This window comes from Guptibacillus hwajinpoensis (assembly GCF_005144865.1).
In the GTDB taxonomy this organism is placed as follows: Bacteria; Bacillota; Bacilli; order Bacillales; family Guptibacillaceae; genus Guptibacillus; species Guptibacillus hwajinpoensis_A.
The window spans coordinates 453,025-475,357 of sequence record NZ_SWFM01000003.1; the positions used below are offsets into that span (position 1 = coordinate 453,025).

Consider the following 22,333-nt stretch of genomic DNA (forward strand, 5'->3'; position numbering starts at 1 on the left):
CATGAAAAGTTGATAAATTAGACTGTTTTTGATTACAATTGAGTTATTGCAATATGAGTTCATGTGAACTTTTATCATATTGAGGATTATTGGGGAGGGTTTTGTAGAATGCTTCATGCGGCTGTCTTGCTACCTTTTCTGGCAGCGTTTTTCATCCCGTTTATTTATCGGGGCGTCAAACAGGTCCATTTAGGCTGGTTTGTTCTATTAGTTCCGATTGTTTTATTCGGGTATTTTCTTACGTTTATAGAAAACGTCTTACAAGGTGTACATACACTAAAAACGTTTGAGTGGATTCCATCTCTCAGCGTTAATGTTACATTTTTCATCGATGGTCTTGGCCTGTTTTTCGCGCTTTTAATTACGGGAATTGGATCACTTGTTGTTCTTTATTCCATCTATTACTTAAGTAAAGCCGAGAAACTTGGCCATTTTTATGTTTATCTTCTGTTATTTATGGGCGCAATGCTTGGGGTTGTTTTGTCGGATAATCTTTTTGTACTTTATACATTTTGGGAGCTCACAAGTATTTCGTCGTTTCTCTTAATCGGATATTGGTATCAAAGGGAGAAATCTACTTCTGGTGCTCTTAAATCAATGATGATTACCGTTTTTGGTGGTCTTGCCATGCTTGGTGGATTTTTGATGATGGCAGACATTACAGGAACGACTAGCATCAGGGGGATTATTGAGAATGCAGAGATGGTTGTTCAGTCTTCCCTCTTCCCATTCATATTAATTATGATTCTTCTAGGTGCGTTTACAAAATCAGCTCAATTCCCATTCCACACTTGGTTACCTGATGCAATGGAAGCACCTACGCCAGTTAGTGCATTTCTACATTCAGCAACAATGGTGAAAGCTGGCATTTATCTAGTTGCAAGGCTTAGCCTAATATTTGCAGGCACAGATCTTTTCTTCTTAATCGTAAGTGGCTTTGGCTTGTTGACTCTTTGTTGGGGTTCTTATATGGCAGTCAGGCAGACAGATCTGAAAGCAATTCTTGCTTACTCTACGATTAGTCAGCTTGGCATGATTATGGCTATGCTCGGTTTTGGAACTGAACTTGCTGTTCTTGCAGCAGTGTTCCATATTTTAAACCATGCAACATTTAAAGGAAGTCTGTTTATGGTAGCAGGTATCATTGACCATGAAACAGGTACGCGTGATATAAGGCGTCTTGGTGGATTATTCACATTCATGCCAATCACAGCTACATTAGCCTTATTTGGAACATTTTCGATGGCAGGGTTCCCGCTTCCATTCTTAAACGGATTTTTAAGTAAAGAAATGTTCTTTGACTCTTCTCTCAAATTCCAGAACGCTTCAACCATTGTTGAGTCCGTATCACCATTCTTTCCTTATTTGGCAGTGGGCGGTAGTATTTTCACATTTGTTTATTCTGTTATGTTATTCTTCCGAACGTTTACAGGTAAACAAAGAGATGAATTACCTCAGAAACCACATGAAGCACCAATTGGGATGTTGTTATCACCAATTGCACTCATTCTGCTCGTTATCATTATTGCGCTTGTTCCAGACATATTTGCTCATGCGTTACTTTCACCTATGGTTGATTCGATTACTGGTGATGTCGGTGAAACGCATATTAAATTCTGGCATGGCTTTGGACCGCCGCTCTATATGAGTCTCGCTGTTCTTGCGCTCGGTACCGCCTTATACTTAACCCGCACTAAATGGGAACGCGTATACAACGTGTTGCCTGGTAAGCTATCTGCAGCTAAAGCATATGACGGTATCATAAATGGTTTAATCACTGGATCGAAAAAGCTGACAAATGTCTACATGACTGGTTCACTTAGACATTACATGATCTATATTCTTGTCTTTTTTGTTGGTCTAGTAGGATTTACGATGAGCATTACAGGTGGATTTCGAATCGCATTTGATGATTTAGCACCTCTTGCTGCACCAGAAATACTCATTGCAATCGTAATGGCAATTGCAGCATTTGGAACTATCTTTATGAACAACCGAATAGCTGCAATTCTTGTGCTTGGTATTGTTGGGTACGGATTATCTCTTCTCTTTGTATTCTTCCGAGCTCCTGACCTTGCGTTAACTCAGCTTATTGTTGAAACTGTTACTGTTGCGCTATTCCTACTTTGTTTCTACCATCTTCCGAATTTCGGAAAAGAAAAAGAATCAAAGCGAACAAACGCGGTGAATTGGATTATCTCCATTTCAGTTGGGGTGCTTGTTACGATGATAGGCATTGCCTCACACAGTACAAAGTTCTTTGAACCAATTTCAGATTACTTTCTTAAAAACTCCTACAAAATGGGTGGGGGAGACAACGTTGTTAACGTCATCCTCGTAGACTTCCGTGGTCTAGATACAATGCTCGAAATCCTTGTACTCGGCCTTGCTGCACTCGGGATCTTCACCATGATTAAACTACGTCCTGGCAAGAAGGAGGGGAATGATTAATGGAAATCATCATGTCAGTGCTTGCAGGAATGCTATTCACAGCAGGAGTTTATATGATGCTACAAAAACAAATTCTTAAAATTGTAATCGGTACAGCACTTCTGTCTCACGGAGCCCACCTTTTCATTATTACAATGGGTAAACTGAATCGCGGAAAACCACCAATTCTCTCAGAAGACGTAACGAATTATGTTGATCCGCTTCCACAGGCACTTATCCTGACTTCCATCGTCATTAGCTTCGGTGTGACTTCATTTCTTCTTGTGTTGGCGTATCGGGCATATCAGACGAATGGTACCGATAATATGGAGAAGTTGAGGGGAAACGACAATGAGTAATTTAGCTATACTTCCAATTCTATTACCGCTTCTAACGGGGATCATATTAGTCTTTCTTAATAAAAGGTTGCCACTTGTAAGGATGATCACTCGCATTATGGTCATCATTAATCTTGTCGTGGTTTCGGGGATCGCATATAACGTACTTCAAAATGGCACAATTGTTCTAAAAGCAGGAGATTGGGCAGTTCCTTACGGTATCGTCCTTGTGGCTGATCCGCTTGCCATTGTACTTGTTGTAACAGCAAATCTTATAGCTGTTGCTTGTGCCTTTTATGCGTTTAATTCACTTGATGAACAAAGAGAGAGATACTACTTCTATCCTCTCTTTCAGCTTCTTATTGCAGGAGTAAGTGGGGCCTTCCTAACTGGAGACCTTTTTAACCTTTTCGTATTCTTCGAAGTACTTCTGATTGCATCTTACGGTTTGATTGTACTTGGTGGAACGAAAGAGCAATTCAGGGAATCATTTAAGTACATTATCATTAACTTATTTTCATCAATTCTTTTTGTTACGACGGTGTCATTCCTTTATGCAGTAGTAGGTACTGTAAACATGGCACAGCTTGCAGAGCGAGTAGGTGAAATAAAGCAGGATGGTATATTAACAACCATTGCGATTCTATTATTGATTGTATTTGCTACAAAAGGAGCTTTGTTTCCACTTTATTTCTGGCTACCGAAATCATACACTGTTCCTCCTACAGTGATTTCAGCATTATTTGGAGCTTTACTTACTAAAGTCGGGGTATATTCAATACTAAGGGTATTTACGTTGATTTTTGTTTACAACCTTACTGTCACTCATCAAATTCTACTGATTTTGGCAGGTTTCACCCTAGTATTTGGAGTAATAGGGGCACTTTCAACAAATAATGTTCAACTTATTATTGCATACAATATCATACCTGCAGTTGGTTATATGATTCTTGGCATTGGGGTCTTTTCATCAACTGCATTAGCGGGAACAATTTATTACTTGCTTCATGACATGATTATTAAAGCAGCTCTGTTCTTCTTAGTAGGTGCTATGGCTGCCTATGCTGGTACATCAGATCTCAGAAAAATGGGAGGAATAATTAAGAATCAACCCCTGCTCGGCTGGCTATTTTTCATCGCCGCACTTGCGTTAGCAGGACTCCCCCCATTTAGCGGATTTGTAGGAAAGCTTCTAATTCTTCGTGGGGCGTTTGAAGAAGGACATTATGTCCTAGCTGTCATTGGGCTGATTACAAGTCTGTTGATTCTCTTATCCGTCATCCGTATCTTTATTAACGGTTTTTGGGGCGAAGCTAAGCAAGATAAAGTACCAGACGTTAACCCTACTAAAGGAAAAATTGTACCTGCTGCCTTTCTTCTTGTGTTTACCATTACGCTTGGATTAGGTGCTGAGTTCATTTATCCAACTGTACAAATGATAGCTGATCAAATGATTGATCCAGCAAACTATATTGATTCCGTAATGAAGGAGTAGATGGCATGCCAATTCAAATTATCATAAATCTAATTATTGCCGTGCTCTGGATGTTTCTTTTTGAAAGTTACTCTTTTAGTACATTCTTTGTCGGTTACTTATTCGGAATAGGATTGCTCCTATTAATGGAGCGATTTATTCCAGATCGATTTTACTTCTATCGACTTTGGTCCATTATGAAATTACTGTTTTTGTTTATAAAAGAATTGATTATGGCAAATGTACAGGTTGTTAAGCTTGTCTATTCTCCAAAACTCAATATGGAACCAGGAATTATAGCTGTACCAATTGAAGTTCGCACAAATTGGGAAATCACAATGTTGGCTAATTTGATTACATTAACACCTGGAACACTAACCGTTTCTGTAGCACCAGATAATATGCATATTTACATTCATGCTATGGATGCTCCGGATGCAGACGAAGTCATTAAGGAAATTAAGGGCACATTCGAAAAAGCTATTATGGAGGTGACAAGATGACTTCACTATTATCAATTGTTTCAACTATTTGTATTGTAGTCATCGCCATCTCTACTCTTTTTCTTCTCTATCGCGCAATTAAAGGACCGTCTAATCCTGATCGCGCCGTTGCACTTGACACAATCGGTATTAACCTGATGGCAATAGCAGGTATTCTAGCAATAAAGTTAGAAACACAATATTTCAACGACATTATTCTATTGATCGGTATTCTTGCTTTCATTGGAACAGTCGCTATTGCAAAATTCTTGGAAAAGGGTGTTATCATTGAAAGAAGTCGTGATTAGCATCATATTGCTTATCGGAACATTTTTTCTTTTCTCGGGAGCACTAGGTATTTTTCGGCTGCCTGATGTTTATACTCGGCTTCACGCTGCTTCAAAGAGTGCAACACTCGGAGTTGCTGGAATTTTAATAGCAGCCTTTCTTTACTTTATCTTTGAGCAACAGATGGTAAGCGGCAAACTGATTCTTGGTATCATCTTTATTTTGATGACTGCACCAGTTTCTGGGCATATGATCTCAAGGGCTGCCTATCAGAAAGGCGTTCCTCTCTGGGAAAAGACAACAAGAAATGATCTAGAAAAAAAAGAACACAAAAAAGCAAGCACGAAAGGATAATCCTATCGTGCTTGCTTTTTCTATAGGGAATTAATCTTGTCAAAAGTTTGGTCATTGTAATTCTATTTTCTGTTCGGTACTATATAATTATCTGTAATTCCCATAATGATTTGTATAATAATAGTAGCCGCCGCCTATCACGAGCAATAAAACAAGTAGGACAACGATTAATGCATAATACCCGCCACCATAGCCTGGATATGGATATGGGTATGGCGGATAGGGATAACCACAACCTGGGTAACCGTAGCCATAGCCTTTCATATTCCCCCTCCTTCTCTCTCGCAGACATCATTCTGGTAGATAGTATAGTCTATGATAGGATGGACAGTTTTGTCTGGGGATTGGCGGAGTTTTCTAAATTCATTGTAATGACTGTTCAACCTTGTTCGGATGCTCTACAATTGTAGAAGACTTAACGTCTGTTAACTACATAAAGGGGTCGATGATATGGTAACAAAACCTATGAGAGCGATTACTCCCACCTATGACCCGTGGGAAGCTTATATGGATGTTGAAGAACATGGAAGAATGGTCCTTTCCAATATAGAGCTTACAACTACTACATTATGCAATATGAGATGCGAACATTGTGCAGTTGGATACACCCTTCAATCAAAGGATCCCGAACCACTTCCTCTTGATCTGATAACACGTAGACTTGATGAAGTTAAAGAACTACGTGCATTGAGTATTACAGGTGGTGAACCAATGCTTTCAATGAAATCGGTGAAGCAATACGTAGTACCTCTCTTGAAATACGCTCATGAAAGAGAAGCAAGAACGCAAATTAATTCTAATTTAACGCTTGATCGGAAGCGATATGATCTCATATTACCTTACCTTGATGTGCTACATATCTCTCATAATTATGGTAGCATTGCAGACTTTACAGATATCGGCTTTGCTGTAATGGATCGAAAACCATCTATCGAACAACGAGAAGCCTATTTCCATCGCATGGTCGAAAATGCTCAAAATCTAACATCACAGGGTGTGATCGTTTCTGCAGAAACGATGATTAACCGAAGAACACTGCCAAATATCGAAAATATCCATCGACAAATTGCAGATATGGGGTGCCAACGACATGAGGTACATCCGATGTATCCCTCTGATTTCGCATCAGATTTAGATATTGCATCTCTATCAGAAATGCGAGAAGGCATTCATCGTCTTTTAGATCACCGAGACCCAAATGTTTGGCTTTTGTTTGGCACACTCCCTTTCTATCCATGTAGTTCAAATCCAGAAGATTTGAAACTTCTCGAACGATTGTATAATGAAAAAAATGTTACAGTACGAAATGATCCTGATGGTCGCTCCCGCTTAAATATGAATATTTTTGATGGAGACATTATCGTAACGGATTTCGGTGATACACCACCACTTGGAAATATTAAAGATACGAATTTAAACGATGCTTATTCTAAGTGGGTAGATAGTAAAATCGCTAAAAGTATTAGCTGTCACTGCCCGGCTGTGAAGTGTCTTGGCCCCAATCTACTCGTCAAAGATGCATACTATCAAGACATCGATTTTCTCAAACAGAAAACGAATCTTTCTCTCTAGACCTCCAAATAAGGGGGTTTTTTTACTCATTTTCATGTATAATTGCACTTTTACCTTTCACTTAAGTGAAGATAGGGTATAATACCTATCGTAATCTATAGGAGTGTGATTGTTGTGAAAAGAAGAATATGGATTCTGGTTCTAATGGTTGGTTCACTAGCTATCTTACTTGCACTGGCAGAGAATCAATCAGATTTTCTAAGAACAAATGCAAACGAGATGCCTGAGAATGATTCAGAATCCAAGAAGAAAAATATTACGTATTATACTAAGTATTATCAGACCAAGAAGAGTATTTACGACTCTTATACCCATCAAGATAGTGAAACGATTTTTCTTGGAGATAGCCTGACAGATTATTATGAGTGGGGTGAAGCACTCAGTGATTATAAAGTTTTGAATAGAGGTATCGCTGGGGATACGACGACAGGAGTCTTAAATCGTATTGATGAAGTTATAGCTGCAAAGCCTGACCGTGTGTATTTATTAGTTGGCATAAATGACATGATTGCGGGCCAATCGGTTAACAAAATTGAGACAAATTACAAGCAAATTCTTGATACTCTCAAAACAAACTCACCTAACACTGAAGTATATGTACAAAGCCTTTTTCCAGTCAATACAGCATTAACTGGACATCCAATAAATAATAATGTAATTAAAGAAATGAATGAGCGTCTTAAGGATCTCGCTTCACTCTATAATTATCAGTATATAGACATTCACAAAGAGTTAGTCGAATTTGGTCAGCTTAACAAAAACTATACCTTCGACGGTCTTCACCTTAATGGAGAAGGATATAAGATATGGACACGTGTAATCCTATCGACTTATAACACAAATGAAAAAGTGAAATCGTAATAAAACCTTCAATTACAATATTTATACTTACGATTTTATTGCTTTTTCGCTTTTGTGTGTTAAACTAACAGTGACCAACCTTAAAAAAAGCTATGAAGGGAGACCTTCATAGCTTTTTTGTATTATATTCCTATGTTTCATGCGTATAATTGTTTGGTTCTTAACCTAAACCGATAAGGATAAACGGCTAGGATACGCTCCAGTTTAAAGGTTCTCAAGCTTCTTCTTAGATGACAATATCCTGTCGCTTCAAGATCATTCATACTATGAAATGTTACAAACCTTTGAGTTGTCACATTGTCTTGTGATAAGTAAATGATTTCAACCGGCTCCTGCTTAAGTAGAGCTTTCCGCATGATGCTTTGCATAATAGTTCTCTCCCTCACACGATCATTTGTTCTTATCATATGACGAACATACGTTCTTTACCACTTTTTTTAATGATGTAAAATGTGGTAATGATTTATATGCAAAAAAAACCCTGCTAAGCAGGGTTATGCACCACTCTCTTTTTCTTTACGATTTCGATAAAATTCATGAAAAAGTTTCATCAAAGCACGTTTTTCAATACGAGAGACATAGCTCCTTGAAATTCCAAGCTGCCTTGCTATTTCACGCTGAGTGAGTTCTTTTTCAAGAGTCAATCCAAAACGTCCAACAATAACTTCCTTCTCCCTGTCATCAAGGATATGAATGTATTCATAGATTTTTTTCTTTTCCATGTTAAGTTGAATGAGTTCTACAATGTCTTCCGTTTCAGCCTTTAGAACATCAATGAGGGAGATTTCATTCCCTTCTTTGTCCTGACCGATCGGATCATGTAAGGAAACGTCCTTTTTCGTTTTCTTAAGGGCGCGTAGGTGCATAAGGATTTCATTCTCAATACACCTGGCTGCATAGGTAGCTAACTTTGTACCTTTGTCTGTTGAATAACTTTCGATTGCTTTAATCAATCCGATTGTACCAATTGAGATTAAATCTTCAGGATCTTCTCCTGTATTCTCAAACTTTTTGACAATATGAGCAACAAGCCTAAGGTTATGTTCGATAAGGCGATTTCTTGCATCTTCATCTCCTTCTGCCATCAATTCTAAATACTTTCTTTCATCTTTCCTTGAAAGAGGCTGAGGAAAGGCATTGTTCTTAACAAATGAGACAAAGAAAAGAACTTCCTTACACACGTAAGCAAGCGCTGCCAGTAACGACACATACTCACCTCCCAATTATGGGCTGTTACTATAATTTAAGTTTATGTATGTGCCTACTCGGTTGTGTCTGTCCTCATCAATTCCCATCCAAAAAAGAAAAAACGCTCCGGTTAACCCGTTGCGTCTTCTGAATTACTCACGATCTACTTTCTTTTCTCTCGACCATTTCTCCAACATAACTTCTTCTCTCAAATAGCGATGATGAGCAGAATTACGGCCATATTTTAATCGGATAATTGCAAAAGTCGTAATAATTCCGCCAAGCCCGATCATTTCAAACCATTCCATACCTGCCACACTCCTCTAATGGCAGTGTATTCAGGATATAATCATATTGCTACTTTATCGATTTGACGTGAGCAACTTCATAATCGTCTCGTTGTTTACGATTAAGTCTGCAAGCTGATAACCATCTAGCACTTCAAAGTAAGCTGATAATGCGTTATGAAGGACATGCTTCAACCGACATGCAGAACTAATCACACATGTATTGTTTTCCTTATCAAAACATTCAACTAGATTAAAATCCTCTTCCGTACTTCTTACAACTTGACCGATATTAATCTCTTCAGGGTGTTGAGCAAGTCGTAATCCACCATTTCTCCCTCTAATCGTTTCTATATACCCTTTTTTTCCAAGCTCATGTGCTACTTTCATTAAATGATTTTTTGAAATTTGATAGGAATCTGCAATTTCTTGTATGCTGGCTAATTTATCGTTCTTCATACTCCCTAGATAAATCAGCATTCTTAAAGAGTAATCTGTATAATTTGTTAAACGCATTATCATTCAGCCTCATTTCACTACATTGTTCATAGGTCTATTTTATCACACCAACAATAACATGGCCTTGTATACTGCTTTAATTCAATTGTGAACAACTCGTTAAAGATGTATTCAATATATTGCTTTTGGCATACGAAGCAGGTACCATAAATATGTATTATAAATACATCTTTAAATTGGAGGTCGTTTTCATGCTATCACCCAAAACTATAGCAACAATAAAATCAACCGTTCCAGTTCTAGAAGTTCATGGACTTGAAATTACGAAACGCTTCTATAACATGCTTTTCACGAACCATCCTGAACTATTAAACATCTTCAACCATGCTAATCAAAAGCAGGGAAGGCAACAGGAAGCACTCGCAAACGCAGTTTATGCCGCTGCCAAACACATTGATCAATTAGAAGCTATCCTCCCTGTTGTTAAACAAGTAGCCCATAAACACAGAAGTCTCGGTGTTAAACCAGAACATTATCCTGTTGTTGGGGAGCATCTCATAATGGCGATTAAAGAAGTACTTGGAGATGATGCTTCTGAAGAGATTTTGCGTGCATGGGAAGAAGCATATGGAGTCATTGCAAACGTGTTTATTGAAGTAGAAAATGAGATGTATAAAGAAGTAGCAAAACAGCCTGGAGGATGGGATAAGGAACGCGTCTTTGTTGTTGATCGTAAAGAACATGAAAGTGACGTTATCACCTCTTTCTATTTAAAACCTGTTGATGGTAAGCCAATCGCCTCATTTAAATCAGGACAATACATTAGTGTTAAGGTTGAAATTCCGGGTGATGAGTTTACACATATTCGTCAGTATAGCCTCTCTGACGTTCCAGAGAAACCTTACTATCGTATTTCTTTAAAAAAGGAAGAAAACGCGTCAAAGCCTGATGGGATTGTTTCTAATTACATACATGATCATGTAAAGGAAAATGACAAATTGAGCATTACAGCACCTGCTGGGGATTTTTATTTGAATGAAGAATCCACTCCAATCGTGTTATTGAGTGGCGGGGTGGGAATTACTCCAATGCTTAGTATGCTGAAAAGCAGTGCAAATCAAGGTCGAAAAACGACATTTATCCATGCATCGGTCAATGGAAGTGTCCATGCGTTTCATGAGGAAGTGACGAGCCTCAAACACCCTTCGCTCAACTATTTTGTATGTTATGAATCTCCTACACAAGAAGATCTCAATAATCGAATTTATCACAAAGAAGGATTTGTTGATCATGAATGGCTAAGTGAAATCCTCTCACTGGATCCAGAAACACACTACTATTTCTGTGGACCTCTACTGTTTATGAAAGCGGTGAAAGAAGCTTTAGAAAAGCTTGGTGTATCAGAAACTCAGATGCATTATGAGTTCTTCGGTCCTGCAGTAGCACTTGAAACGTCAATGGAATAATACTTAGATATTACTTATAAAGTTGCAAAAGAAGCGCCTAATCGGCGCTTCTTCAAATGGTAATAATAACTGTTCCATTACGCTCTTTAATTTGAGTATTAATTTCACCCCAGTCTTGCTCAAAAGGTATATAAGGGACAAAAATTGTTTCTTTGTTATATTTATTTTCTATAGCTACAACAGGGGATCCGTTTACTTTCCCAAACGTTACTGTCTTCATAGAAGTAAAAGCCACACTTCTTCGACTTATGCCCAATAACTTGTGTTCTATTCCATACTCTGTCAGTTCAATTCGCTGAGTTCTTATACAGAAGCTTAACAGCGCACAAAACGAAACATAAATGAGTCCAATCAACATGAATGACCGCCATCGTTCAAACGATAAATCACCTTTCAACCATAGTAACAGAGTGCCAAAGCTAACAACAATACCATACACGAGAGACATGAACAGTTCGATTGCCTTCACTTTCGGGTAATACGTTTTGATTACCTTCATTACCTTCACACCTTTACGTAAAATGGCTGTGAATCAGATTTTATTAATCTTATCAAGGTAATCAAATTTTGTATATATTTTTTGAAAATTCTTTTCATTTATCTCTTTCTATTTCATACATAGCTAGCGAGCGCTCCATTACAACATTTAATATATTTTGTAGTTCTGGAACAAGTCTTCTCGCATAGTTCCATGCGTTTTCTTCCATTCTAATAGAAAGTTGCTTTCTCTTTTGCTGATCCGAATTACCTGCTCGTACCATCGACAATTCCATCAGAGTCTGATCAGCTGCGTGACCAAGTTCATGTGCAAGGATCACTGAGAAGTAATCCAATAATTTCTCATCAGACCCGTAGAGACGAAAGCACTGTTTTCTCACTTCTTCAAGATAGATCGTAACCACATTCGTTTCTAGTGAATACTTTCCCCCAATCATCCGTCTTCCAGGAAAATGATCTTCTAATAGAATGTCCACATCTAATCCTGAAAGTTCTTGTAACTTACGAATGATTTGTTGAAAGTGATGTTCTTTCTTCTTCACATTCGATTTCCCCTTCGCAGTCCTAAAATGGCGGAACTCTACATCTATTTATATTCAAAAAAAAGAGACCTTATTCAGGTCCCTTACAATACTTATTTCCACCAGTTATCAAAAATGGTAGCAGCCATATTACGTTTATGCCTTGTCTTAACGAAGTGACTTTCAATTGTCTTTGCAGCTTTCTCTGGAACTTCTCTTCCTTCAAGATAATCATCTATCTGATCATAGCTTACACCCAGTGCTTCTTCATCCGGAAGAGCAGGTCGATCGTCTTCAAGGTCTGCAGTTGGTACCTTCTCAACAAGATGCTCGGGCATACCAAAGTATTCCAGAATGGCGCGTCCCTGACGTTTATTTAACCCAAATAGTGGTGTAATATCGCAAGCTCCATCTCCATGTTTTGTATAAAAACCAGTTACAGCTTCTGCTGCATGATCCGTTCCAATGACAAGCTTTTTTTCATCCCCTGCAATGTTGTACTGTGCAATCATACGCTCTCTTGCTTTGTTATTCCCTTTAGTAAAGTCAGTTAGTTCATTACCTGTAGCTTCAAGATATGTAGATACGGAAGCATCTACTGCAGGTTTAATATTAATCGTAACCGTTTGATCAGGTTTAATAAATCGTAATGCTGCCTGTGCATCGTCCTCGTCTTTCTGTTCCCCATATGGAAGTCGAACCGCAATAAACGAAGCCTCAGTTCCCTCTTCACGAAGTTCTTCAACAGCAAGCTGTGCTAATCGACCAGCGAGCGAAGAATCCTGACCACCAGAAATTCCAAGAACAAACCCAGTTGTTCCGCTTTTTTTAAGATAAGCTTTTAAGAAACCAATCCTTTTACTGACTTCTTCTTTAACATCAATTGAGGGCTGTACACCAAGCTCTTCCACAATTTCCTTTTGTAATTCTCTCATTCTTCGTCACTCCTTTTCTCTAACGCATTTCTTATTTTTATACATTCTGCACTACTTATCAATACCCATTCACTTATTTCAAAAAACAGTTTAATTTAACTAATATGTAGAAAGACAGGGAGAGCCCTGTCTTTTAATTAATGATGGATATAGAAACTTTGTTTATATTGGTTTGATTCAATCAAGCCTCTTCTTCTAATAACATCCAACTCTTGATCAAGCGATTTCCGGTTACGTTTGATTGAAACAGTGATTGTAGCAAACAATAGGTTCAAAGTCATTCCGATCCACTCCTCTCTTGTTAATTCCTTTCAGGTCAAGCCTTTCTCTACGGTCATCCATTTTTGTATCGCCAATTCATTTGGTGCTTTCATCTTCCTCTTCCTTTCCATTTTTTTATTTAAAATAACCAGGGCTGATTTTCAGTGATTCGCTCTGTTTTGTGCTCCATTTGCTCTTTCACTTGTACATAATGCTTTTCTTCTTGCATTGTTCTCTCATGAACACGAATGCCAATTGTTACAAATAATAAATTAATCGTTAACATGATCATCTCTCCTTATTGGTTTGAATTAGGATAGCCACATCGAAGCACGATATCGTTTGCTTTCATCTTCAGTCAAACGATTATGAATTGAGCGCTGATGCAGTTCGGAAGATAGGCTTCGTCGGAAGACGCTCTTCACTCTAGTTATGATCACTAAATGGAATGGTAACATGTTAACGACCTCCCTTCTTTTCTATTATTTCAGGGGACCCATTTTCTCCGATGATATTGCTTTTCCATTCTTGTTTTTCCATATGCCATTTTATTTCCTCCTCTCAAAATTTGGATACAAAAAGCCGCAGGACATGTTCCTGCGGCAAAAAAAGCATAGAAATACCGCAGGCGTCGACCTGCGGCTTTTCAATCCGTTAGTAAAAAAGGATTCCCTCTTATTAAGGACCGAGTCGAACAGAGCGTACATATTCAGTTAAAGTTAGAGTTGCAGTCGTCATATCCATCGAAATCTTCATCATTCTGTTCGACCTCCTTTTTTCATATTGTTTTCATAGGTAAGTATATCCATCACTTTTTCCTTTGTAAACCTTTTTTACCAAATTACCTAAATATTTTATAAAAACTATCTTTTTCGACAATTTTCCCCATTTTCCAAAACCGTCTTAGGCCTACCATCAGAAATCAAGAAAGTTCTGTAAAGTAGGACATACACATATACAAAGCGGAGGTGAAAACATGCTAAGTGTTACGACAATCGTGCTTTTCATTATTGGTTTCCTAGCTATTTTGGGTGTTACAGCAACAATTCAAATTAGCTTACAAATGAAAAAATGGCTCAGAGATATTGAAAATGCTGAACTACAGAATGAATCAAATTCTTATACCGCACCATGGATTCAGAATGTCATGAAAGAATACAAAACCTATCACCTTGCTGGCGTATCTCAAGTAAATACACAGGCACTTATTGAAAAACACTTTTTCAAGGAATCCGTTCCACTCTTTGGCATTGCTCGTGTACCAGCTGGTGGGATCATGCGATTTATGCAACAGCTTCCCCCTACATCTATTATTATTGGTATACTCGGCACGTTTATTGGCTTAACGATGGCGATCTCTTCTATGCAAGAAACGCTCATGTTTTTGTCCCAAAAACCAGATGATGCAAATTTAAACCTCGCTTCTGTTATCGAAGCCATCTCAAGTCCCTTTCAAGGTATGAGTGTAGCGTTTATTACAAGTATCGCTGGTATTGGGAACGCACTATTTCTAACACTAATCCAAAATGGTGTATTAACTGGAGGACGTACAACAGCTTATTATCTAGAAAAAATCATCTCAGACTGCGAATCTCTCCTAGATCATAATTTGAATGCCAGTCTATCTCAAGAAAAGCCTCATGACGAAATGGAGCGTATCTTAGACCGCTTAGCAGGTAGAATTCAGGATAGTTTTCAAGAAACACTTGGGAATTTCTCTTCTAGTATGATTAACTTTACATCTGGGCTAGAGCAAGCGATGAAAGACGTCCAAGCAATATTAACTTCTCAACGAACCTATACAGAACAATTCTCTAATAGCACCTCTACATTAGAAACATTCAGTATCAAGCTTCAAGAATCTTTTACTCAACTAGACGGCGTCCAAGAAAAAGCCACCAATGGTATTCTTGAACTAGGTAACCGACTGAAAACTTTAGAGAACCAGCTCCAGGCCCTATCAAGGCACCATGAGACAGGACAACGCAAATTTGAACAACTTGTGCAACGTTCTGATCAACTAATAAAAGAAACGCAGAAAAAGGCGGAGGAAACAGGTCAGCATTATTTAAGAGGGCTAGATGAGCAAATGCAGCGGTATCAGGGTTCTCAAGAAGAACTTGAACGTCGCGTCCACCAGATGCAGGATGAATGGTATTATCGCTATCAAGATAAGCAGAATCAATATGGAAGAGCTTCACAGGATTTTGCTGAATCTGTTTCACAGATGGAGAAAGCATGGTATACATCGCTTGATAAGATAAAACGTGAAGCTCTTGAACCTATTATTCATAAAATGGAACGTGATCAGCGAGATCAGCCCCTTCAGCACGAAATGAGGTCCTTGTCGAACAGTCTAGACTCCTTGTATCAAGGCCTTGCTCGTGAATTAAAAGATATTCAACATCAGCTCTCTGAATCCTACCAGCTTCAACTTCGACTATATGAAGAACAAATAAGAAGACAATCACCAACACAGCCTATTCAATCTCGAATTATCGGTGATAACCGATGAAGAATAGAAAGCGGAGATTTCAGATACAAAACGATGAAGAGCATTACTGGCCAAGTTTCGCCGATATGATGGCGATGATCGTTCTTGTTATGCTTTTTATCGCCATCATTGCTTTTGTTCAAATGATTTATGATGCCTATGACCAAACTGTTATGAAGCAAGAGCTTGCAAAAGTAGCTGATGTTAAAAAACACATTAGTGATTTAATAGAAAAGCAGCTTGAAGAAAATGTAGGGAAAGATCAAGTAGTTCGTGGTCCAAATAATACGATATCTGTTGAGGGAGATATTCTATTTGATACCGGGAGTGCTGAAATTAGTCCTGAAGGGAAAAAAGTACTCAACGATTTAGCGGAAGTTTTTGCTAATTTAATAGATGAAAAAGATATTAGTCAATATCTCTATATTATCCTAATTGAAGGTCATACTGACAAAGTTCCTTATGATAATTGGAAACTTTCAGCCGACCGTTCTGTTGCGGTAGTAAAAGAATTAATGAAGGCAAATCCGCGACTCGCAACCCCTGATTATGCCAAGTATCTTGCTGCAACAGGTTATTCTGAATATAAACCTGTAGTTGCTGAAAATACAAATGAAGCTTATAAGAAAAATCGACGAATCTCTTTTCAAATTATTCTCGACGATGAAAAGTGGCAGGGACGTCTAAAAGAAATCATGACCTATTAATCACCTTCGTCCTATTTGCTTCTATAAATACCCTAAGAGCCACTCCCTAACGGGAGTGGCTCTTTATTAGTAATTTATTTCCTTATATCTTCATGTTCGTTTAATTTTTTTTGAATGGCGATCGCGCGTGAATAGAAAAATAGCGCAATACCAACTAGAAGAAAGCCTCCACCAGTCAAAATAAGCGTTCCACCGTCTGACTTACCTTCAACTGGAAGGAAAGACCCAATGTATAAGAAAACACTTAAACTAAGCAAAACAAACGCGAAACGTTTATAATCTGTCATTTTATCTTGAAGTTGCTTCATAACGCGCTCACCTCTCATGTCTCTTATTCTACCATATCAAAGGGTACTCTGAGAGATGTAACTCTTACCAGTCAACGAAAAAAGACCCTCATCCAAGGTACGGATAAGGGCCTAACTATCATCCTAATGCGTTTGAGAGATCTTCAATAAGATCATCGGCATCTTCAAGTCCAACAGAGATACGGACAAGTCCTTCTGTAATACCAAGTTCATAACGGCGATCTTTTGGTATAGAAGCGTGTGTCATTCTTGCAGGGACTGAAATCAAGCTTTCTACCGCTCCTAAACTCTCAGCAAGGGTGAAATACTTCACTTTGCTTAACAGTTCATCAGCTTTTTTAGCACTGCCGATATCGAATGATACCATACCGCCAAAGCCTCGAGACTGATTGACCGAAATATCATTACCAGGATGAGTACTTAAACCAGGATAGTAAATTTTCTCCACTGAAGGATGGTTATTTAAAAACTCTACGATTTTGGCAGTGTTTTTCTCATGCTCTTCCATACGAACACCAAGTGTTTTTAATCCTCGAATGAGTAACCATGAGTCTTGAGGTCCTAGAATAGCACCAGCAGAGTTTTGGACAAAGTGAACTTCTTCTGCAAGCTCTTTCGAATTTACAACAACAAGACCTGCTACAACATCACTGTGCCCACCTAGATATTTGGTCGCTGAGTGAAGTACGATATCAGCACCATGATCAATAGGGTTTTGCCAGTATGGTGTGTTAAATGTATTATCAACAATAGATAAGAGATTGTTGTCATTTGCAAGTTTTGAAATAGCTTGAATATCTGTTACTTTCAGCAAAGGATTAGTAGGTGTTTCTACATAAATTGCTTTTGTATTTTCTTGAATCGCTTCTTTTACTACATTAAGATCTGTTGTATCTACAAATGTTGATTCGATTCCTAGACGATTTAACACTTTTGTCATGACACGGTACGTTCCACCATAAACATCGTCTGTCATAACAACATGATCGCCTGAATTAAATAGCATCATAACAGAAGAGATGGCAGCCATCCCTGAGCCAAATGCAAATCCTGCTACACCATTCTCGAGGTCTTTAATCAGCTCTTCAAGAGCATGACGTGTAGGATTACCAGTTCGTGAATACTCATAACCGTTGAACTTACCGACTGCTTCTTGTTTATATGTGCTCACTTGATAAATAGGAACCGATACAGCACCTGTTTGTGGATCTCCGGTAATGCCTCCATGAATAAGCTTTGTTTTTGGCTTCATTGCTCAAATGCCTCCCTGATAAATCTTCTTACTTAAGTACCTTTCACTACTATCTGGAAAAATGGTAGCTATATTTGTGCCAGGCTTTGCTTGACTAGCCTCAATTAATGCAGCTTCAAGTGCAGCTCCTGAAGAACTTCCAACTAGAAGGCCTTCCTTCTCTGCAAGTTCCTTCACCCTTCTAAAAGCTACCTCATCTGTCACTGTATGAATCCCATCAAAATAAGCTTCGTCCATGTATTCAGGCAGAAACTCCATCCCAATTCCTTCCGTTTTATGAGGACCAGTTTCTCCACCATTAAGGATCGACCCTTCTGGTTCAACAATAACAGTTTTTATTTCAGCACTTTGTTCTTTCAAATACCTGGCTGTGCCCATGAAAGTGCCGCCAGTCCCTGCTCCTGCTACAAAAACATTCACTTTCCCATCCAATTGTTTGAAAAGCTCCGGACCTAGTGTTTTGTAATAGGTAAGAGGGTTAGCCGGGTTACCAAATTGCTGTGGCATATAGGAATTGGGTATTTCTAGATGAAGCTCTTTAGCCCTCGCAATAGCACCTTTCATTCCGAGCTCAGTAGGCGTATTAACGATTTTTGCACCGAGAGCTCTCATTAAATCCTGCTTTTCCATACTGAACTTCTCTGGAACGACGAACATCACTGTGTATCCTCGATTTACAGCTGCCAGTGCTAAACCAATACCAGTATTTCCAGCAGTCGGTTCAATAAAAGTGCCACCTGGAGCTATTCGGTTACAATGAATCGCATCCTGAAGTAGTTCTTGACCTAACCGGTCTTTAATACTACCTCCTGGATTATAGAACTCAAGCTTTGCGAAAAGCCGAACACCCTCAGGTAAATCAAAATGATGGAGCTCGATGACCGGAGTACGGCCGACGAGCTCGTGAACATTATTAAAGATTTCCATTGAGTATGACCTTCCTATTCAGCGAAGACGATATGCCACTCATCACGATGTGAAAGCATCTCGTCTGCAATTTCTTTTGCTCCTTCTAAACTATGATTCGCAGCCCATCCGCACTGTACTTCATTGCATGCAGGAACTTCATCTGCATTGAGAACATCTTGAAGAGTTTTCTCAAGTACTTCTAGAATTTCATCATAGTTGGAATGATTTAATACCGCTAAGTAGAAACCAGTCTGGCAACCCATTGGACCAATGTCCACTACGTTTTCCATATGATTGCGTATATTTTCTGCCATTAAATGTTCAATAGAGTGGAGTCCGGCCATTTCCATATGATCTTTGTTTGGTTGTTTGAAACGAATATCATACTTGTAAATCTCATCGCCATTAGGACCTTTTGTTACGCCTACAAGACGTACATAAGGAGCTACAACCTTTGTGTGATCAAGATTAAAACTTTCTACGTTCATTTTTTTAGCCATTCTTTCTCAACTCCTCCACTAGATTTAAAATAAGATTTGCTGAATTTATCGAAGCTGTATCTAGAAACTCCTCAAATGAAATGTTAGATTCCTTACCAGCTATGTCAGATAAAGAGCGAATAATGACAAAAGGCGTCCCAAATTGATAGCAAACCTGAGCAATCGCTCCAGCTTCCATTTCAGCAGCATCAAGATTAGTAAGCTTTGACCTAACGTATTCCACTCGTTCTGCGTCATTCATAAATGAATCGCCAGTCGCAATCATTCCTTTAATCACTTGATGTTCTGTTACTTTTTCTGCACTTCGTTCTGCAGCATCAACAAGCATTCTGTCCGGTTCGTAAAGAGCCGGCATTTGTGGAACCTGGCCATATTCGTAACCAAAGATAGTAGCATCTACATCATGGTAACGAACTTCACTAGAAATAACGATATCGCCTACTTTAAGATTTGGATTAAATCCACCTGCAGATCCCGTATTAAGAATATAATCTGGTTTAAATAGTTGATTCATTAGTGTTGTTCCGATGGCAGCGTTCACTTTACCAATACCTGATTTCAAGAGAACAATCTCCTGACCATCGATCTTTCCTGTGGTGAATTCTGACCCTGCTATTACTTGTTCCTCGCGATGATCCAGGCGATCTCGCAAAATTCTAACTTCTTCTTCCATAGCTCCAATAATACCGATCTTCATAATGTACTCCTTTACCTGTTCAAATTTTGACTGCTTCCATCAGCCAAACAAAGTCATTTAGCTGAGTGAAGGTTACTTGAAACCCATGCTTTTGGAATAATCCCTCTAACACTGGGATAGTTGTATAATACTCCGTTTGTAAATCTTGAAGTAAATTCAAATAGCCTTTTGCCTTCACTTGCTGTTCCATTTGTAATTTAGCATTCTCATCTTGGAATACTGTGTCCGCAAATACAATTTTATCATTTTGAGCCAGTAGTTGGCTATAATTGTGAATGGCCTTATCCTTCTCTTGATCTGTTAGGTGGTGAAATGCATACGTACTCACGATTGTTTGAACAGGTGATGTAAGCTTTGGAAAGTTCATAAAATCACCATCATGGATTGTTAGAGAAGGTAATCGTTCACTCGCTTTTTCTCTCATCGCTTTTGATGGTTCAACACCTGTTACTGTCAGCCCTCTTTTAAGCAATATCGAAGTCAGATTTCCTGTTCCAACTCCAAATTCAAGAACATGACCTGAGGAAGTTTGAGCAACTGCTGATAGGATTCCATCATAGCCTTTAAAAACATCACGGTATTCTTCATCCTGACCAGAAACTGTCGTATCGTATGAATCAGCCCAGCGCTCAAATAAATCTATAAACTCTCTTCCCATTACTTTCACATCGCTTTCTTAATTTAAATTCATACTATTAAGGTATGAATAATATGCATTATAGTTCTAACTTATCACATTCTTTTTCTATTATCAATTTGTCTCTTTAAACAATTATGTGTAAACTGTTACGTGGATAGAAGAGAAGGGGGAAACAAAATGAGCTTTTCACTCGAAAGAATTGACGATAAAGTAGAATTTTTTGAAGGCTTCTCTCTTGAAGAGATTGAGAAGAAAATTCAAATACAGATTGATAACAATCGTGCTTTACTATTGCAGGTTCAAAATGTTCAGCATCATGCCGTAATACACGAAAAAACAGGCCGACCTTATTACTCAGCAGTTGTTCATTTTAAGTCAAAGTAACTAGATAACGAATAAAAGGAAGCATCCAATTTTGGATGCTTCCTTTTATTTAAAATTGGCTCTTTTCGTAGAAATTGTTACTTTTAGATAAGTGATTAATTTCCGCTCCAGGATGCTCGCTTTCCGCGGGGCGGGCGGTGAGCCTCCTCGTCGCTAACGCTCCTGTGGGGTCTCACCTGTCCCGCTAGTCCCGCAGGAGTCGAGCATCCTTCCGCTCCAATTAGCGAAATTCGGTTTTTTTATTCAGTAATTTTCTCAAAAGCAACAATCTTTTAGAAAAGAGCCTAAATATTTTATTCTTTACTAACACTTATCGGCTTCCAACCTTTATCATCAATCCATTCAAGTTCTATATAATACACTTGATTTCCTGAACCTTTTTTACTCACTCTAGCATAGGACTGTTGAGGACCTCCATTTCCACCTATCTTCCAAATGGTCATTTCATTCTCCGATAATCCCATAACCGATTCAACTGCTTTGATTTTTTCATTCCAGTCATCAGAACCAATGGTATAACTAGATCTATGATTATCACCACTTTGCGAAGTACCTACAGGTTCCCATGGACCCTCAAGGTTCGGTTCGCCTGGCTCTTGTTCAGCTTGTTCATCTTCTTTTTCTTTCTCTTTGTCTTTATTTTCTTCCTTAATCTTATCTTCTTCAGAACTTTCTTCGTTACTATCTTCATCAGCTGATTCTGAGTTATTCGAATCTGAATCTTCTGAGTCCGCTTCATCAGAGGTAACGGCATCTTCACTACTATTCGTTTCTTCATTTGTATCAGATTGCGCTGTTTGCTGTTCTTGACCTGCCGTTTGCTCAGGTGCATCTCCGAAAAAGAAGATGTTCGCAACGAGGACTAGAATCACTGCAAGCACAAGTCCAATTAAACTGTTTAGTACAATATTTTGTTTTCTCTTTGAATGACGGTCACCATATCGCGATCTCACGCCCATCCACTCCTCTATTTAACTGTTGTTCTTATTCTATCATCTCTAAAGGATTCGTAGAAGGCTTGACTTTTA

The 22,333-nt window shown here is 38.5% G+C and carries 30 protein-coding genes; 12 read left to right on the plus strand and 18 right to left on the minus strand.

Annotated elements, in window-relative coordinates; translation table 11 throughout:
- Window positions 1-108 precede the first annotated feature (108 nt).
- Genes FBF83_RS13250 through mnhG form a run of 6 tightly spaced genes read left to right on the plus strand, consistent with a single transcriptional unit; the run spans window position 109 to window position 5,366 of the window.
- Complete coding sequence (locus FBF83_RS13250) at window positions 109-2,451, plus strand: Na+/H+ antiporter subunit A (RefSeq protein WP_136947618.1); 2,343 nt, start codon at window positions 109-111, stop codon at window positions 2,449-2,451.
- Window positions 2,451-2,789, plus strand: coding sequence for a Na(+)/H(+) antiporter subunit C (locus tag FBF83_RS13255; protein ID WP_136947619.1), 339 nt, complete (start codon window positions 2,451-2,453; stop codon window positions 2,787-2,789). Before FBF83_RS13250 ends, FBF83_RS13255 begins: the two co-directional genes overlap by 1 nt.
- A complete protein-coding gene (locus FBF83_RS13260; RefSeq protein ID WP_136947620.1) occupies window positions 2,782-4,263 on the plus strand; it encodes a Na+/H+ antiporter subunit D in 1,482 nt (493 codons plus the stop codon). The genes FBF83_RS13255 and FBF83_RS13260 overlap by 8 nt, the downstream gene beginning before the upstream one ends.
- Window positions 4,264-4,268: 5 nt before the next feature.
- Window positions 4,269-4,745, plus strand: a complete 477-nt coding sequence (locus tag FBF83_RS13265; protein ID WP_136947621.1) for a Na+/H+ antiporter subunit E — start codon at window positions 4,269-4,271, stop codon at window positions 4,743-4,745.
- The gene (locus FBF83_RS13270) at window positions 4,742-5,032 is read left to right on the plus strand and encodes a Na(+)/H(+) antiporter subunit F1 (RefSeq protein ID WP_136947622.1); all 291 of its coding nucleotides are present in this window, start codon (window positions 4,742-4,744) and stop codon (window positions 5,030-5,032) included. Before FBF83_RS13265 ends, FBF83_RS13270 begins: the two co-directional genes overlap by 4 nt.
- Window positions 5,004-5,366, plus strand: a complete 363-nt coding sequence (gene mnhG, locus FBF83_RS13275) for a monovalent cation/H(+) antiporter subunit G (protein ID WP_169525440.1) — start codon at window positions 5,004-5,006, stop codon at window positions 5,364-5,366. Before FBF83_RS13270 ends, mnhG begins: the two co-directional genes overlap by 29 nt.
- 87 nt (window positions 5,367-5,453) lie before the next feature.
- On the opposite strand, the gene FBF83_RS20925 is transcribed toward mnhG, so the two are convergent.
- Window positions 5,454-5,630, minus strand: coding sequence for a hypothetical protein (locus tag FBF83_RS20925; protein ID WP_169525442.1), 177 nt, complete (start codon window positions 5,628-5,630; stop codon window positions 5,454-5,456).
- Window positions 5,631-5,816: 186 nt separating this feature from the next.
- Here FBF83_RS20925 and yfkAB point away from each other — a divergent pair, with 186 nt between their 5' ends.
- Together yfkAB and FBF83_RS13285 are read left to right on the plus strand one after the other, a co-directional pair.
- Window positions 5,817-6,938, plus strand: coding sequence for a radical SAM/CxCxxxxC motif protein YfkAB (gene yfkAB / locus FBF83_RS13280; RefSeq protein WP_136947624.1), 1,122 nt, complete (start codon window positions 5,817-5,819; stop codon window positions 6,936-6,938).
- A gap of 114 nt (window positions 6,939-7,052) precedes the next feature.
- Window positions 7,053-7,799, plus strand: coding sequence for a GDSL-type esterase/lipase family protein (locus tag FBF83_RS13285; RefSeq protein WP_136947625.1), 747 nt, complete (start codon window positions 7,053-7,055; stop codon window positions 7,797-7,799).
- 137 nt (window positions 7,800-7,936) lie between these two features.
- Here the strand turns inward: FBF83_RS13285 and FBF83_RS13290 are convergent, their stop codons facing one another.
- The 4 genes from FBF83_RS13290 to FBF83_RS13300 all read right to left on the minus strand — a co-directional run bounded on the left by FBF83_RS13290 (window position 7,937) and on the right by FBF83_RS13300 (window position 9,790).
- Window positions 7,937-8,167: a hypothetical protein gene (locus FBF83_RS13290; protein ID WP_136947626.1), complete on the minus strand. Its 231-nt coding sequence runs from the start codon at window positions 8,165-8,167 to the stop codon at window positions 7,937-7,939.
- 126 nt (window positions 8,168-8,293) lie between these two features.
- Window positions 8,294-9,007: an RNA polymerase sporulation sigma factor SigK gene (gene sigK, locus FBF83_RS13295; protein ID WP_136947627.1), complete on the minus strand. Its 714-nt coding sequence runs from the start codon at window positions 9,005-9,007 to the stop codon at window positions 8,294-8,296.
- A gap of 132 nt (window positions 9,008-9,139) precedes the next feature.
- Window positions 9,140-9,295: a hypothetical protein gene (locus FBF83_RS20930; protein WP_169525445.1), complete on the minus strand. Its 156-nt coding sequence runs from the start codon at window positions 9,293-9,295 to the stop codon at window positions 9,140-9,142.
- Window positions 9,296-9,349: 54 nt separating this feature from the next.
- Window positions 9,350-9,790: an Rrf2 family transcriptional regulator gene (locus FBF83_RS13300; protein WP_136947628.1), complete on the minus strand. Its 441-nt coding sequence runs from the start codon at window positions 9,788-9,790 to the stop codon at window positions 9,350-9,352.
- A gap of 194 nt (window positions 9,791-9,984) precedes the next feature.
- Here FBF83_RS13300 and hmpA point away from each other — a divergent pair, with 194 nt between their 5' ends.
- Window positions 9,985-11,199 carry an NO-inducible flavohemoprotein gene (gene hmpA / locus FBF83_RS13305; RefSeq protein WP_136947629.1) on the plus strand — a complete coding sequence of 405 codons (1,215 nt, stop codon included), beginning with the start codon at window positions 9,985-9,987 and terminating at the stop codon, window positions 11,197-11,199.
- Window positions 11,200-11,251: 52 nt separating this feature from the next.
- Here the strand turns inward: hmpA and FBF83_RS13310 are convergent, their stop codons facing one another.
- The 6 genes from FBF83_RS13310 to FBF83_RS20940 form a co-directional block, all read right to left on the minus strand.
- On the minus strand, window positions 11,252-11,698 hold the full coding sequence (locus FBF83_RS13310) for a hypothetical protein (RefSeq protein ID WP_136947630.1): 447 nt from the start codon (window positions 11,696-11,698) through the stop codon (window positions 11,252-11,254).
- 94 nt (window positions 11,699-11,792) lie between these two features.
- A complete protein-coding gene (locus FBF83_RS13315) occupies window positions 11,793-12,239 on the minus strand; it encodes a hypothetical protein (protein WP_136947631.1) in 447 nt (148 codons plus the stop codon).
- A gap of 92 nt (window positions 12,240-12,331) precedes the next feature.
- Window positions 12,332-13,153 (minus strand): ammonia-dependent NAD(+) synthetase, encoded by an 822-nt coding sequence (gene nadE / locus FBF83_RS13320; RefSeq protein ID WP_136947632.1) that lies wholly within the window; start codon window positions 13,151-13,153, stop codon window positions 12,332-12,334.
- A gap of 137 nt (window positions 13,154-13,290) precedes the next feature.
- Window positions 13,291-13,434 (minus strand): YrzI family small protein, encoded by a 144-nt coding sequence (locus FBF83_RS13325; RefSeq protein ID WP_136947633.1) that lies wholly within the window; start codon window positions 13,432-13,434, stop codon window positions 13,291-13,293.
- 119 nt (window positions 13,435-13,553) lie between these two features.
- A complete protein-coding gene (locus FBF83_RS20935; RefSeq protein ID WP_169525447.1) occupies window positions 13,554-13,700 on the minus strand; it encodes a hypothetical protein in 147 nt (48 codons plus the stop codon).
- A 25-nt stretch (window positions 13,701-13,725) separates the two neighbouring features.
- Complete coding sequence (locus tag FBF83_RS20940) at window positions 13,726-13,872, minus strand: hypothetical protein (RefSeq protein WP_169525450.1); 147 nt, start codon at window positions 13,870-13,872, stop codon at window positions 13,726-13,728.
- Between the two features lie 518 nt (window positions 13,873-14,390).
- Here FBF83_RS20940 and FBF83_RS13330 point away from each other — a divergent pair.
- Both FBF83_RS13330 and FBF83_RS13335 read left to right on the plus strand, forming a co-directional pair.
- Window positions 14,391-15,929, plus strand: coding sequence for a hypothetical protein (locus FBF83_RS13330; RefSeq protein WP_136947634.1), 1,539 nt, complete (start codon window positions 14,391-14,393; stop codon window positions 15,927-15,929).
- A complete protein-coding gene (locus FBF83_RS13335) occupies window positions 15,926-16,615 on the plus strand; it encodes an OmpA/MotB family protein (RefSeq protein WP_136947635.1) in 690 nt (229 codons plus the stop codon). The genes FBF83_RS13330 and FBF83_RS13335 overlap by 4 nt, the downstream gene beginning before the upstream one ends.
- Before the next feature lie 74 nt (window positions 16,616-16,689).
- On the opposite strand, the gene FBF83_RS13340 is transcribed toward FBF83_RS13335, so the two are convergent.
- The 6 genes from FBF83_RS13340 to FBF83_RS13365 form a co-directional block, all read right to left on the minus strand.
- Window positions 16,690-16,923 carry a YrhC family protein gene (locus FBF83_RS13340; protein WP_169525452.1) on the minus strand — a complete coding sequence of 78 codons (234 nt, stop codon included), beginning with the start codon at window positions 16,921-16,923 and terminating at the stop codon, window positions 16,690-16,692.
- 118 nt (window positions 16,924-17,041) lie between these two features.
- Entirely contained in the window at window positions 17,042-18,175 is a 1,134-nt protein-coding gene (locus FBF83_RS13345; protein WP_136947637.1) for a bifunctional cystathionine gamma-lyase/homocysteine desulfhydrase, read from the minus strand.
- 3 nt (window positions 18,176-18,178) lie between these two features.
- Complete coding sequence (locus FBF83_RS13350) at window positions 18,179-19,102, minus strand: PLP-dependent cysteine synthase family protein (protein ID WP_136947638.1); 924 nt, start codon at window positions 19,100-19,102, stop codon at window positions 18,179-18,181.
- 14 nt (window positions 19,103-19,116) lie between these two features.
- Entirely contained in the window at window positions 19,117-19,584 is a 468-nt protein-coding gene (locus FBF83_RS13355) for an S-ribosylhomocysteine lyase (protein WP_136947639.1), read from the minus strand.
- Window positions 19,577-20,281 carry a 5'-methylthioadenosine/S-adenosylhomocysteine nucleosidase gene (gene mtnN / locus FBF83_RS13360; RefSeq protein WP_136947640.1) on the minus strand — a complete coding sequence of 235 codons (705 nt, stop codon included), beginning with the start codon at window positions 20,279-20,281 and terminating at the stop codon, window positions 19,577-19,579. Before mtnN ends, FBF83_RS13355 begins: the two co-directional genes overlap by 8 nt.
- A gap of 19 nt (window positions 20,282-20,300) precedes the next feature.
- Complete coding sequence (locus FBF83_RS13365) at window positions 20,301-20,939, minus strand: class I SAM-dependent DNA methyltransferase (protein ID WP_136947641.1); 639 nt, start codon at window positions 20,937-20,939, stop codon at window positions 20,301-20,303.
- A 159-nt stretch (window positions 20,940-21,098) separates the two neighbouring features.
- Here FBF83_RS13365 and FBF83_RS13370 point away from each other — a divergent pair, with 159 nt between their 5' ends.
- A complete protein-coding gene (locus FBF83_RS13370; RefSeq protein ID WP_136947642.1) occupies window positions 21,099-21,305 on the plus strand; it encodes a YrzA family protein in 207 nt (68 codons plus the stop codon).
- Between the two features lie 293 nt (window positions 21,306-21,598).
- On the opposite strand, the gene FBF83_RS13375 is transcribed toward FBF83_RS13370, so the two are convergent.
- Entirely contained in the window at window positions 21,599-22,258 is a 660-nt protein-coding gene (locus FBF83_RS13375; RefSeq protein WP_169525453.1) for a YrrS family protein, read from the minus strand.
- Between the last annotated feature and the right edge of the window lie 75 nt (window positions 22,259-22,333).

Coding starts and splice junctions, on each gene's coding strand:
- FBF83_RS13260 (WP_136947620.1), top strand. CDS start 2,782: ATGAGTAATTTAGCTATACTTCCAATTCTATTACCGCTTCTAACGGGG.
- FBF83_RS13265 (WP_136947621.1), top strand. CDS start 4,269: ATGCCAATTCAAATTATCATAAATCTAATTATTGCCGTGCTCTGGATG.
- FBF83_RS13300 (WP_136947628.1), bottom strand. CDS start 9,790: ATGCGTTTAACAAATTATACAGATTACTCTTTAAGAATGCTGATTTAT.
- FBF83_RS13365 (WP_136947641.1), bottom strand. CDS start 20,939: ATGGGAAGAGAGTTTATAGATTTATTTGAGCGCTGGGCTGATTCATAC.
- yfkAB (WP_136947624.1), top strand. CDS start 5,817: ATGGTAACAAAACCTATGAGAGCGATTACTCCCACCTATGACCCGTGG.
- nadE (WP_136947632.1), bottom strand. CDS start 13,153: ATGAGAGAATTACAAAAGGAAATTGTGGAAGAGCTTGGTGTACAGCCC.
- FBF83_RS20925 (WP_169525442.1), bottom strand. CDS start 5,630: ATGAAAGGCTATGGCTACGGTTACCCAGGTTGTGGTTATCCCTATCCG.
- FBF83_RS13330 (WP_136947634.1), top strand. CDS start 14,391: ATGCTAAGTGTTACGACAATCGTGCTTTTCATTATTGGTTTCCTAGCT.
- FBF83_RS20940 (WP_169525450.1), bottom strand. CDS start 13,872: ATGTTACCATTCCATTTAGTGATCATAACTAGAGTGAAGAGCGTCTTC.
- FBF83_RS13290 (WP_136947626.1), bottom strand. CDS start 8,167: ATGCAAAGCATCATGCGGAAAGCTCTACTTAAGCAGGAGCCGGTTGAA.
- FBF83_RS13345 (WP_136947637.1), bottom strand. CDS start 18,175: ATGAAGCCAAAAACAAAGCTTATTCATGGAGGCATTACCGGAGATCCA.
- FBF83_RS13335 (WP_136947635.1), top strand. CDS start 15,926: ATGAAGAATAGAAAGCGGAGATTTCAGATACAAAACGATGAAGAGCAT.
- FBF83_RS13355 (WP_136947639.1), bottom strand. CDS start 19,584: ATGGCTAAAAAAATGAACGTAGAAAGTTTTAATCTTGATCACACAAAG.
- FBF83_RS13310 (WP_136947630.1), bottom strand. CDS start 11,698: ATGAAGGTAATCAAAACGTATTACCCGAAAGTGAAGGCAATCGAACTG.
- FBF83_RS13270 (WP_136947622.1), top strand. CDS start 4,742: ATGACTTCACTATTATCAATTGTTTCAACTATTTGTATTGTAGTCATC.
- FBF83_RS13370 (WP_136947642.1), top strand. CDS start 21,099: ATGAGCTTTTCACTCGAAAGAATTGACGATAAAGTAGAATTTTTTGAA.
- FBF83_RS13250 (WP_136947618.1), top strand. CDS start 109: ATGCTTCATGCGGCTGTCTTGCTACCTTTTCTGGCAGCGTTTTTCATC.
- FBF83_RS20930 (WP_169525445.1), bottom strand. CDS start 9,295: ATGGAATGGTTTGAAATGATCGGGCTTGGCGGAATTATTACGACTTTT.
- FBF83_RS13255 (WP_136947619.1), top strand. CDS start 2,451: ATGGAAATCATCATGTCAGTGCTTGCAGGAATGCTATTCACAGCAGGA.
- FBF83_RS13350 (WP_136947638.1), bottom strand. CDS start 19,102: ATGGAAATCTTTAATAATGTTCACGAGCTCGTCGGCCGTACTCCGGTC.
- FBF83_RS13340 (WP_169525452.1), bottom strand. CDS start 16,923: ATGAAGCAACTTCAAGATAAAATGACAGATTATAAACGTTTCGCGTTT.
- mtnN (WP_136947640.1), bottom strand. CDS start 20,281: ATGAAGATCGGTATTATTGGAGCTATGGAAGAAGAAGTTAGAATTTTG.
- FBF83_RS13325 (WP_136947633.1), bottom strand. CDS start 13,434: ATGACTTTGAACCTATTGTTTGCTACAATCACTGTTTCAATCAAACGT.
- hmpA (WP_136947629.1), top strand. CDS start 9,985: ATGCTATCACCCAAAACTATAGCAACAATAAAATCAACCGTTCCAGTT.
- FBF83_RS20935 (WP_169525447.1), bottom strand. CDS start 13,700: ATGTTAACGATTAATTTATTATTTGTAACAATTGGCATTCGTGTTCAT.